This is a genomic window from Ignicoccus islandicus DSM 13165, assembly GCF_001481685.1.
Taxonomy (GTDB): Archaea; Thermoproteota; Thermoprotei_A; order Sulfolobales; family Ignicoccaceae; genus Ignicoccus; species Ignicoccus islandicus.
Genome location: NZ_CP006867.1, coordinates 807,490 through 817,984 on the forward strand (window position 1 = coordinate 807,490; position 10,495 = coordinate 817,984).

Here is a 10,495-nt window from a genome sequence, read left to right on the forward strand (position 1 = left end):
CTTCCCTCAAGTAAATTAAAGTGGACTCACTTGAACCTCTTTATCCCCGCTATACCGAACGTCTTCTTAAACCATTCCGCTTCGGGAACTCCCTCTGGTATTGGGATAACCTTCGTCCCGTACATCTCAGCCTCTTCCTTTATCTTCTCAAGCTCGGGGTGATCTTCGGGAATCAAGATAGACTTGAGCGCGCCCATTCTAAGCGCTTCCATGACCTCTTCCTTACCGTAAACGGCGTAACCAGTGTCCTTCGCTAAGTGTCTCTTGAACTCTTCCATAGCGTTCAACGCTTCGGCGTACTTCTGGCCTTGGATTTCGTTGTACCCCCTTTGAACGAGTTCGTAGAAACCGTGCTCGTCAACGTCTGCTACGTCGTAAAGGCCTAGCACTTTCTGCTTTATCCTGTAGTCTAAGCCGCCCGCCTCTAAGAAATCTTGTTTAGAGAAAGCCGGACCTCCGATCAAGACTCCTTTAAGTCTACCTTGCTCTAAGTAAGGTAGAAGAACTTCGCTTGCCACCTCGCCCGCGTGTTTATAGAAGGCTTCCGCGGCTTGCTCTATTAATCTATCGAATCTTCTCTGGGACTGACCACCTCTGTGGTGCTTACTAGGTATGAACCCCGTCGCCTCCCTTAAAATCTCAATGTTAGAACCCTTTAGCAAACCAACTAACATCTTACCTCTCTCGACCAATATTAAACCGTAAACTTCCGGTTCCTCGACCATATCCTTTAGGAATTCCGTATGGAAACTCTTGTCAGTTCTGTAGAAGAACACTGGTACCTTATCTGGAGGCGAGAAGGCGTAGCATTCCAGTTTCTCGGTGTCCGGATTAACGCCGCAGAATATAACTAGGCCATTAGGTGGTACCTTATCGAACCTTTTTAGCCTATCCATCGCTGCGGTGAGCGCTGCCTTAACGGCTTCTCTAGTCTTCTTCAATTTAACGTTGTCCGCAACGCTCATCTCCTTTCTGAGAAGCTCCATTACGTCACCTACGGGTCTCCCGGGCGGTATGTATAGCGAGAGTAGCGTGGTTGCCGGCGCGCTCCATTTCTCCAATTCCTTCAACAATTCCTTCAACTGCTTTCGCGAGATCTGCCATTCGGACGTCGCTTCACTCATTTCTTCATCACCACCTCTATCTCTCGGGTTTGCCTTATCAAAAATGGGGCAAGAACTTAAAAATTATACATCATTGAGAATGTTCAATAACATCCATTGTATATTTAGTATTTCACTTCCGATGTACTATTCAATAAGGATCTAAATTATACTTTAGCTATTCACCATCCCATGGTGAATCCCCATCTCCACCTCTTGTCCAAATTAAATTTTCCATTCATTCATAATCAATTTACTCACTTCCTCAACCTTAACCATTTGAATTCAGAAACAATGGTCCTTTTAAGCACCTTCAGTTTCTACCGGACTTCCTAATGCTCAATTCCATTTCAACTTAATCATTCAACATCGTATTTGCAAAAGCAAACAAGATTTACCAATCCAGAGCTCAAGTCATCAGTACACGGTCCTTTCAAGATCGATCTTTACAATGAGAAGTTGCATTGAGGGGTTAATAAGCGATCATGGGAACTTCGATGATCATGGGGATTTCTACTCAAGCCTTCCTTATACAAGCATATGCATGCATATATTGGACAACAAAATGGGTTGATATTCGAAGAGGAAAGGTATGGTTGTGGAAAGATAGATGAAGGGAAAGGGTTAAAAGGTAAGAAAGAAGTTGCTTAAATAGGAGGGCAACGGTAGAGATCCAATAGGGAATAGAAAGAGTATTTTTATTAGTTTCCTAGCTTTGGCTGTCCTTATTAGCGTAGAGATCCAATAGGGAATAGAAAGATTCTCTTCCCTAGGTCGCTTGGTCTCTTGGTGGTCGTTTCGAGTAGAGATCCAATAGGGAATAGAAAGTAGAAAAGAGACCGAAAGAGATCATCCGGCCTCCAGATTTTTGTAGAGATCCAATAGGGAATAGAAAGCAACGATTTCAAAGACTGTGAACTCGATATCGATAAGAGGTAGAGATCCAATAGGGAATAGAAAGTGAACTTTCCACAAATAAGAGAGCGTTAAGCTTAAAAGTAGAGATCCAATAGGGAATAGAAAGTCCCCATTGGGGGAGGAGTACTCGGCGTAGATCGTGTACCCGTAGAGATCCAATAGGGAATAGAAAGACAAATGTCCCAGTCTATTAAAAAATCTTTCTCCTCCCCATTGTAGAGATCCAATAGGGAATAGAAAGAGAACTATATTGAGAGCTAGGGGGATTGAAAATGGTAGGCAGTAGAGATCCAATAGGGAATAGAAAGCTTACCGAGCAGATCTTGTACTATGCTGTATACTCCGTAGAGATCCAATAGGGAATAGAAAGTTGCAGTCAATTGTGCAAAGGTTTTGATACTGTTCGTCAGGTAGAGATCCAATAGGGAATAGAAAGTCTTCACCGTCGAACTGCTCCCCGAGGTACTCGAGTACCTGTAGAGATCCAATAGGGAATAGAAATTCCTTAGCGTATTATTTTCATTATGGCGAACAGGATGAAGTATAGTCCCAAGATGGAATAGAAAGGTGGAAAGATATAGTATAGTTCGTATCGTCCTTTGATGGTAGAAATCTGCGAGAAATAAAATAGTATAAGGATAAGTGAAACGCGTTCTCCTCGGTAATTACTAATATTATGAGAAAAGTCTGTGAACTTTGATCCTTCAGATCGAAAATCTGAACTTAGAAGGTTACAGTTTCCATAATGGGTTCTTCTCCTTTCTTGATGATCAATACGTCGACTCCGTCTCCCGATAAGCTATCTCTTGAAGAGGCAACCCGTATTGAGTCTATAGCTAAGTTCTTGGCGTCTTGAACGCTCATGTCCTCTCTGTATTCGCGCTCTAGGAGGGCTATCGCTAAAGGCGCACCGCTACCTGCAGCCGCGTACTTCTCTTCTACTACCGAACCCACTGGATCTAATACGAAAATATGTGGGCCGGACGAATCTATTCCTCCAAAGACGGTTTCCGTGAGTAGTGGGAACATCTTATAAGAATACAAGAGTACTCCCAGAAACCTCGCTGCTGATCGAACCTTCATTTCCTTCCTTACGTTTAATTCGTATCTCTTGACCTCTAACTCTACAATTCTGCTTATCGTTTGCATGTCCGCGTACAGCCCCGCGCAAGCCATGCCCATCCTATTCCCTATCTTGAATACTTTTTTCATAGATTTACTCATGACGAAACCTCCGTAACTCATCCTCTTTTCTGCCGCCAGCACGACGGCGTCGCTTAACTTAATGCCAACCGCGGTAGCGCCTACGTATCCGCTCACTTCGCATCTCCGCGGTAATTCGTAGGGGTGGATCCTTTTAGGTTAGCCTTTTCCTCTCCGGCGTTCTCAATCTCAATCGAAACGATCTGAAACTCCTCTCCCTTCACGATTTCGACGTCAGACGATCCGCATCTAGGGCACTTCAAAATTTCGCTTATCAAGTGTGGATATAGGTGAAGGATCGGTAGGTTGACTTCCAAGTCTGGATATACGTCCCTGAAACTCCACTGGGCCCCGCAATTCCTACACTTGAACTCGGATTTCACCAACTCTACCTCTAGCTGGGCTCCCTCCAAAGGGGTTCCTATGCTATATATTTCCATTGCGTTCTTCAAGGCTTCTATGTCAATTAGGCTCAGTTCGCCTATTCTCATCTTAATTTTCTTTACCCTTACGTTTTCCAAATTCTTATTCTTTAGGAAATCCAGTACGGAGCTTATGATCATCTGAGCGTAACTACCTTCGTGCATAACATGTTATCCCTACCATTGGACGCGGCGAGAGTTATTGAGCTTCTTCATAATACGTATAACGAAGTAATCGCCGTAACGCCTACCGGCTACTCTTGTTTAGGAGTATATCCTCGAGAGGGGGCCTCGCTGGAATTCAGGGCGTTCAAAGGCAAGTTTCAGGAAAGCTTGAGGAACGTAAACGAAATAAACGTATTTTCGTCGTTTAAGCCAATCGATTACGTGGAGGCCGCGCTAACTAAGGACTTGGAGCTAATTGAAACGCCTTTAGGGCTCGGTCCTAAGCACTGGTACTTAGCTATCAAGTGCGAAGTTAGCGAACTAGGAGGCTCGGATCCAGTTATATATGAATGCGTACCTAGAGAAGCCTTCTATAGACCGGCGCCTCCGCCCAGTCGTTCCTTCTTCTACGTTCTCGAAGCAGCCGTTTACGCTTCGAGGTGGTTCCTAAAACCCGAATACGTGGACAAAGCCGTTGAATTGCTCCTAGAAGGCTACAGGCTCGGTGACGAGTTAGACAGAGCAGCAGTTGGAAAGGTTCTAAGGTACCTTATGGAAAGAGTGTAGTCTATAATCATTAGTCGCGCTCAGATAAGAGGGGTCTCGGTATATTGGATAATAAGTTTCTGACACTCATCGTAATTGCGTTCTTAGGTACAACTATTTCAAGGACCTTGAGAATGGGTACAGCGTTCTTGACGATATCGGAAGGTTTCAGCTTCCTTTCTTTGCTCGCCGCCACGTTTGCAATAGGCAGGATACTGTCCTCGTACCTAAGCGGAATAAGTACCGAGAAGTACGGCTCTAAGGTCGCTTCTCTTGGGATAAGCGTGATTGCACTAACCGGATTGGGATACGCCGTCCTCCCAGCGGTGACGTATTTACCGCTACGAATACTGCACGGCTTGGCCTCTGGTATAGCGTGGCCCTCCCTGCAAACGCTAGTAATGAGCAGCGTTGGTGAGGAAAAGAGAGGTAGAGCCTCCTCGCTATACTTCATTGCTACCAATTCAGCGTGGATATTGGCGTTTCTAATTGGTAGCATTATAGATAGGAACGCCATGGTAGTTTCGTCAGCCTTATTGATTCTAATAGCTCTAGTAATGTTAAAGTTAGACGTGCGAGTGGGAGTTAAAGCGAAAAAAGGCAAAGGCAAAGGGAAGAAGAGGTTCGTACCTCCTAATGAGGCAATAGCGTTAGGCGGACTCGCAGTAGGCTTCATGACTCTATTAGTGAACACGGAAGTCGCGATCGCCGTTCTAGGCTTAGAATTCGAAAAGACCGTCATCGGGATCGTTCTGGCGGTAGCGGCTCTCATAGGAGCGGTCGTTAGCTATTTAGTTAATAGGAAGTTAATAGACTACTTGGAAACGCACTTATCCTTGCTACTACCCTCTGTTGCGACCCCCGTTGCCTCAACTTTGATTTACGTTTCCCCCATGACCTCGTCCGTAGGCGTCCTAGTTACGAAGGCGGCTGTCTCGTGGTGGAGATCAACCCTCTTAGGCCTTTCCAGAGCTCAAGAAACGGGGAAGAGGGTCGGGCTTTTCAACTCAAGTGCCGACGCGGGCAGAATCATAGGAGCGTTCATAGCTTCCCAAGGAGCAGCGATGCTACCCATACTCTCAGCGCTTTCGTTCGTTCTAGGACTAGCCTCGTGGACGCTCTCTTTGAAAAGTAGGGGAGAAGTTAGCGAAGATAAAAAGTAGTTTCACTCTTCCTCTAATCCCATCATTTTCCTAAGTTCCCTTCCGACCTTCTCGGCAGGGTGTTCCTTAACTTTCTCCATGAGCTCCGTTAATTTCTTGGATCCGCTCTTGTATTCCTCGACCCATTCCTTCGCGAATTCGCCATTGAGAACCCTTTCTGAAGCCTTCTTCATGTTCTCCTTGACGTGTTCGTCTATTACCCTAGGACCTACAGTTAAGCCTCCGTACTTGGCGGTGTCGCTAACCCTCTTTAGCATTCCGTAGAAGCCGTACTGCCATATTAAGTCCATTATCAATTTCGCTTCGTTTATTGCCTCGAAGTAAGCTATTTCCGGTTGGTAACCGAGTTCTACCAAGTTCTCGAAGCCCTTTAGCAAGAGCTCCATTAAACCGCCTACCAGTACGGTTTGCTCTCCTATGAGATCGGTCTCGGTCTCCTCCTTAAACGTGGTCTTTATCACTCCGGCTCTGGTGCAGCCTATGGCTTTCGCAATTGCTAGTACCAAATCCCAAGCCTTTCCAGTAGCGTCTTGGTGAACCGCCACTAGAGCTGGAACGCCCCTTCCTTGTAAGTAAGCTTCCCTCACTTTGGGACCTGGGCTCTTGGGAGCCACCATTACAACGTCTACGTTCTTAGGAGGTTTAATTAGGCCGTAGTGGATGTTGAAACCGTGAGCGAATACTAAAGCGTTCCCCTCTTCCAAGTTGGGTTCAATGTATTTCTCGTATACTTCGGGTTGAGCCATGTCGGGAATTAGCATTACTATTACGTCCGCCTTCTTAGCTGCCTCTGGAATGGGAAGTGGTTCGAAGCCGTCTGCCTTCGCTTGATCCCAGCTCTTCCCGTTGGGTCTCAGACCTACTATTACGTCCACGCCGCTGTCTCTCATATTTAGTGCCCAAGCCCTACCTTGAGATCCGTAACCTATCACAGCGACTTTCCTTCCCTTTAGAGGCTCTAAGCTAACGTCTTCGTCTTTCCATATTTGGGCCATCGCGTGCACCTCGCGTTGGGTTTTAGGACAGAAGGAAATTTATTTATAGTTGATCTTTAGCGAACCTTAGAGAAAACTTATATAGAACCGGTGAATACCACATCCATGGTGGGTGAACGCGATGGCGGCGAGACCTATCGAGAGCATGGGTGTCCCGGTAGTAATACTAAAGGAAGGTTCCAGCAGAACTTACGGTAGGGAAGCTCTAAGGAGCAACATGATGGCTGCTAGAGCCGTTGCAGAGGTGTTGAGGACCACCTTTGGACCTAAGGGCATGGACAAGATGCTGGTAGACAGCTTGGGCGACATCACCATAACCAATGACGGTGCAACCATCCTGGACAAGATGGACCTACAGCACCCCGCAGCTAAGCTACTAGTCCAAATCTCCAAGGGTCAAGACGAGGAGGTAGGCGACGGTACCAAGAGGGCCGTCATCTTCGCTGGAGAACTCCTAAAGCAGGCTGAGGACCTCCTAAACAAGGACGTCCATCCGACCATAATTATTCAAGGTTACAAGAAGGCCCTAGAGAGGGCGCTCGAGAAAATAAACGAGGTCGCAGAGGCTATTGATCCAACTGATAAGGAGAAGTTGAAGAGGATAGCCCTTACCAGCCTGGCTAGCAAGGGCGTACAAGAGGCCCGCGAATACTTCGCCGAAATAGCAGTAGAGGCAGTGGATACTATCAAGGAGAAGAGAGGCGACAAGTGGTACGTTGACTTAGATTACGTACAAATAGTAAAGAAGCACGGAGGCAGCCTGAAGGACACTAAGTTAGTGAAGGGCGTAATCCTCGACAAGGAAGTAGTACACCCCGGTATGCCCAAGAGAGTAGAGAACGCGAAGATAGCCGTACTCGACACGCCGTTAGAAATCGAGAAGCCTGAACTAGACGCAGAGATAAGGATAACTAGCCCAGAGCAGCTCAAGCTCCTATTAGAAGAGAAGGAAGAGATACTGAGGAAGAAGGTCGAGAAGCTCAAAGAGGTCGGCGCTAACGTAGTGATAACTCAGAAGGGTATCGACGAAGTTGCTCAGTACTACCTCGCGAAGAACGGCATCCTAGCCGTAAGGAGGGTAAAGAGGAGCGACCTAGAGAAGGTAGCGAGAGCCACCGGAGCGAGGATAATCAGCAACATCGAAGACCTAACTCCCGAAGACCTAGGTGAGGCCCAGTTAGTCGAAGAGAGGAAGGTAGGAGACGACAAGATGGTATTCATCGAAGGCGCCAAGAACCCAAGAGCAGTATCCATACTCGTGAGGGGAGGCTTCGAGAGGATAGTCGATGAAGCTGAGAGGAGCCTAAGAGACGCCCTAAGCGCTGTCGCCGACGCTGTGAAGGCAGGAAAGATAGTAGGCGCGGGCGGAGCCCCTGAAGTGGAACTGGCGCTAGACTTGAGAGAGTTCGCCAGGAAGGTTGGAGGCAAGGAGCAGCTAGCCGTTGAGGCCTTCGCCAGAGCTCTCGAAGGAGTGGTTATGGCGCTCGTCGAGAACGCCGGTCTCGACCCAGTAGAGAAGCTAATGCAACTAAGAGCCAAGCACAGCAACGGTTGCAAGCACTGCGGCGTCGACGTATACACTGGCGAGATCGTAGACATGGTCGAGAAAGGTAACTTCGAGGCAGTAGCAGTTCCAGCTAACGCCATCAAGAGCGGAACTGAGGCGGCAACTCTGATACTCAGGATCGACGACATCGTCGTAGCTGGAAAGAAGGAAGAAGAAAAGGAGAAGAAGCCCTAACTTTAAAGCCTAAACGTTTTCTTTAGATCGGACTAAATCTAACGTTTCGTTCTTTTGATTCTCCTCTGTTCCATCCTTATCGAAGTTCGCGTTTCAGTTTAATGGAGTTCCCCATCCGTTCTAGAACTGTTTTTAGAGTTTTAGTGCAACGTTTAACGCTTTAGTTTATTGAACAACGGTAATAGACAATAGTCTGAGTTCACCCTTATGAGATTTGCGTGCAATCTAGGTCCAAGTATCTGCGATAGCGTAACGAATTCTAATTCCAATTAGCGTAGACGCGATCAAATCTAACTCGGTTTTAAAAATTCCTATAAGAAGAAAAACGTCCTAACATAATTGCCCAGACCGAGCATTTAGTAAACGGTGAAAATTTCGATGAAGGAAAAGATCTTGATACTAGGCGGTGGCGTTGCCGGCCTTACTTTCGCCAAGGAACTCGCTGCTAGGGGAATCGAAAGTACTGTAATAAGCCTTCACGACTATTACATCAGCGGTCCCTCCAGGCCTCTAGTGCTTAGCGGCGAACAACAAGTGGACAGGATAACTAGGGGATACAACTTCCTTCCCAAGGAAGTGAAGGTCAAGTACGGAAGAGTTGTTAGGGTCGATTTGGATAATAACAAGGTAGTTCTAGCACACGGAACCTCTGAAAAGGAAGTGGAATACGAATACCTAGCTATAGCATTAGGCACCCGCTACGCTTACGATGCTATCAAGATTGAAGACCACGTCTTCAACGTGTACGACTTAGGTAAGCTGTTCGACTTGAAGAACTTGATATGGAACGCTACTGAAGGCACCATCGTAGTTAACGCTCCTAAGATGCCTTACCGCTGTGCGCCCGCGCCCGGCGAGACGGTAATGACTATCGATATGGTACTGAGGCACAGAGGCGTTAGGGACAAGTTTAAGCTGATATTCGTTGACGCTAACGAGAAGCCTCAGCCAGCGGTAATAGCTGACGTATGGCTAAGCTTGTTCGAGAAGGCACAGATCGAAGTTCACCTAGGAAAGGAGATTACCGAAGTTACTAAGGAAGGCGTAGTGCTAAGCGATGGAACTGAAATTAAGGCCGACTACAAGGTAATACTACCGCCTAACAAACCAGCGCTCTTCGAGAATTGGCTAGAAGTAAGAGGTCCGAAGGACCTAAGGTTGAAGGACTACGACAACGTCTTTGCTATAGGTGAGGTAGCCAAGTTACCCTTCCCCAAGAACGCTGAAGTCACTATGATAAGCGCTAGGAACGCCGCCATAAAGCTCATGGAGATGCTCGGAGTAGGCGGTGGGAATTACATTGACTACAAGTTCTCAGGATGGGCCTACGCCGGTAACTTGAGCGGTGAGTTGAAGACTCTGAGCGTACAGTTCAGCTTGGACTTCAGCTCTGGAAAGCCTGTAGGTAGCAAGGACCCAGAGCCTAAGTACGAATACACCCAAAGGAAGGACGCATGGGAACAAGGATTACTGAAGCAATTATTCGGGTACTAATTTTTTGATCTCCCTTATTTCTTCGCTTTCGGTGTTGTAAATTTATGAAAGAGATATTGTACGACACTTACCAACAGAAGCCCGTTGTTAGGAACGCCAAGTCACGTCCTCACCTCGTCTATCGGGAATGCGAGAGCGGTTTGGAATTGAAAGTGGTTGTACGGGACGAGGACGTAGAAAAAGTATTAGATGCGTTAAAGGGGAACTTGCCTGACGAGGTCCTCAACGCCCTTGGGATAGAGGCCACCGGAGAGGACTTGGAGGAGCTGTGTTCCGAGTTGATGAGCTTGGGCTACTCATGTATTCTGGAGAGCTTTGAGGAGAACGGGGAGTATTGCGAGAGATTAGAGGTCGACTTAATTCCTCAACAAGATTACGTTTTAGTGGAAGTAAGCGGCAAGAAAGTCAAGACGAAACCGTACGAGGATGTGATAGGGTTCGTGGAACTCGAGGTTCGTAGAGGAGCGGTAGTATCTCTGCGAGCCGCGGTAGAAGAGAAGGCGGTGAAGGAGGTAGTGCAATCTCGAGATCCAATGAGGAAGATCTTAGAACTCTATGGATTAGACGTGGATCTTAAGAACTTCGACGTAATTTCTCTTCTATCTTTAATCGAATCGAAATACGACTACTACTCTATAGATATAGAAAGGGATGGGGACGACTACAGGGTATATATAATACTTTAGCGAATCAGTGGGCGTGAAACTCATTTTTAAGATGAGAGTCGGTTCCATTCCGGGGAACT

9 protein-coding genes and 1 CRISPR repeat array are annotated in these 10,495 nt (G+C 46.9%); of the genes, 5 read left to right on the plus strand and 4 right to left on the minus strand.

What is annotated here, in order from left to right:
* Positions 1 to 26: 26 nt before the first annotated feature.
* From prf1 to EYM_RS04520, 3 genes are all read right to left on the minus strand, one after another.
* Positions 27 to 1,124 (minus strand): peptide chain release factor aRF-1, encoded by a 1,098-nt coding sequence (prf1, locus tag EYM_RS04510; protein WP_075049872.1) that lies wholly within the window; start codon positions 1,122 to 1,124, stop codon positions 27 to 29.
* Between the two features lie 644 nt (positions 1,125 to 1,768).
* Positions 1,769 to 2,588: a CRISPR direct-repeat array (repeat unit 26 nt; unit sequence GTAGAGATCCAATAGGGAATAGAAAG).
* A gap of 156 nt (positions 2,589 to 2,744) precedes the next feature.
* The gene (psmB, locus tag EYM_RS04515) at positions 2,745 to 3,341 is read right to left on the minus strand and encodes an archaeal proteasome endopeptidase complex subunit beta (protein WP_075049873.1); all 597 of its coding nucleotides are present in this window, start codon (positions 3,339 to 3,341) and stop codon (positions 2,745 to 2,747) included.
* Positions 3,338 to 3,811 (minus strand): hydrogenase maturation nickel metallochaperone HypA/HybF, encoded by a 474-nt coding sequence (locus tag EYM_RS04520; protein WP_075049874.1) that lies wholly within the window; start codon positions 3,809 to 3,811, stop codon positions 3,338 to 3,340. Before EYM_RS04520 ends, psmB begins: the two co-directional genes overlap by 4 nt.
* Positions 3,812 to 3,829: 18 nt before the next feature.
* On the opposite strand from EYM_RS04520, the gene EYM_RS04525 reads away from it, so the two are divergent.
* The gene (locus EYM_RS04525; RefSeq protein WP_157058765.1) at positions 3,830 to 4,378 is read left to right on the plus strand and encodes a PNPOx family protein; all 549 of its coding nucleotides are present in this window, start codon (positions 3,830 to 3,832) and stop codon (positions 4,376 to 4,378) included.
* A gap of 44 nt (positions 4,379 to 4,422) precedes the next feature.
* Positions 4,423 to 5,520: an MFS transporter gene (locus EYM_RS04530; protein ID WP_075049876.1), complete on the plus strand. Its 1,098-nt coding sequence runs from the start codon at positions 4,423 to 4,425 to the stop codon at positions 5,518 to 5,520.
* Between the two features lie 2 nt (positions 5,521 to 5,522).
* Here EYM_RS04530 and ilvC read toward each other — a convergent pair whose 3' ends face one another.
* A complete protein-coding gene (ilvC, locus tag EYM_RS04535) occupies positions 5,523 to 6,515 on the minus strand; it encodes a ketol-acid reductoisomerase (RefSeq protein WP_075049877.1) in 993 nt (330 codons plus the stop codon).
* Positions 6,516 to 6,636: 121 nt separating this feature from the next.
* Between ilvC and thsB the strand changes: the two genes are divergently transcribed.
* From thsB to EYM_RS04550, 3 genes are all read left to right on the plus strand, one after another.
* On the plus strand, positions 6,637 to 8,256 hold the full coding sequence (gene thsB / locus EYM_RS04540) for a thermosome subunit beta (protein WP_075049878.1): 1,620 nt from the start codon (positions 6,637 to 6,639) through the stop codon (positions 8,254 to 8,256).
* Positions 8,257 to 8,634: 378 nt separating this feature from the next.
* On the plus strand, positions 8,635 to 9,750 hold the full coding sequence (locus EYM_RS04545; RefSeq protein ID WP_075049879.1) for an NAD(P)/FAD-dependent oxidoreductase: 1,116 nt from the start codon (positions 8,635 to 8,637) through the stop codon (positions 9,748 to 9,750).
* Between the two features lie 44 nt (positions 9,751 to 9,794).
* Positions 9,795 to 10,436: a hypothetical protein gene (locus EYM_RS04550; RefSeq protein WP_075049880.1), complete on the plus strand. Its 642-nt coding sequence runs from the start codon at positions 9,795 to 9,797 to the stop codon at positions 10,434 to 10,436.
* Positions 10,437 to 10,495 lie beyond the last annotated feature (59 nt).

What these genes read in the sequence shown, in the direction of transcription:
- EYM_RS04520 (WP_075049874.1), bottom strand. Translation starts at nt 3,811, where the DNA reads ATGCACGAAGGTAGTTACGCTCAGATGATCATAAGCTCCGTACTGGAT.
- ilvC (WP_075049877.1), bottom strand. Translation starts at nt 6,515, where the DNA reads ATGGCCCAAATATGGAAAGACGAAGACGTTAGCTTAGAGCCTCTAAAG.
- prf1 (WP_075049872.1), bottom strand. Translation starts at nt 1,124, where the DNA reads ATGAGTGAAGCGACGTCCGAATGGCAGATCTCGCGAAAGCAGTTGAAG.
- EYM_RS04545 (WP_075049879.1), top strand. Translation starts at nt 8,635, where the DNA reads ATGAAGGAAAAGATCTTGATACTAGGCGGTGGCGTTGCCGGCCTTACT.
- thsB (WP_075049878.1), top strand. Translation starts at nt 6,637, where the DNA reads ATGGCGGCGAGACCTATCGAGAGCATGGGTGTCCCGGTAGTAATACTA.
- EYM_RS04550 (WP_075049880.1), top strand. Translation starts at nt 9,795, where the DNA reads ATGAAAGAGATATTGTACGACACTTACCAACAGAAGCCCGTTGTTAGG.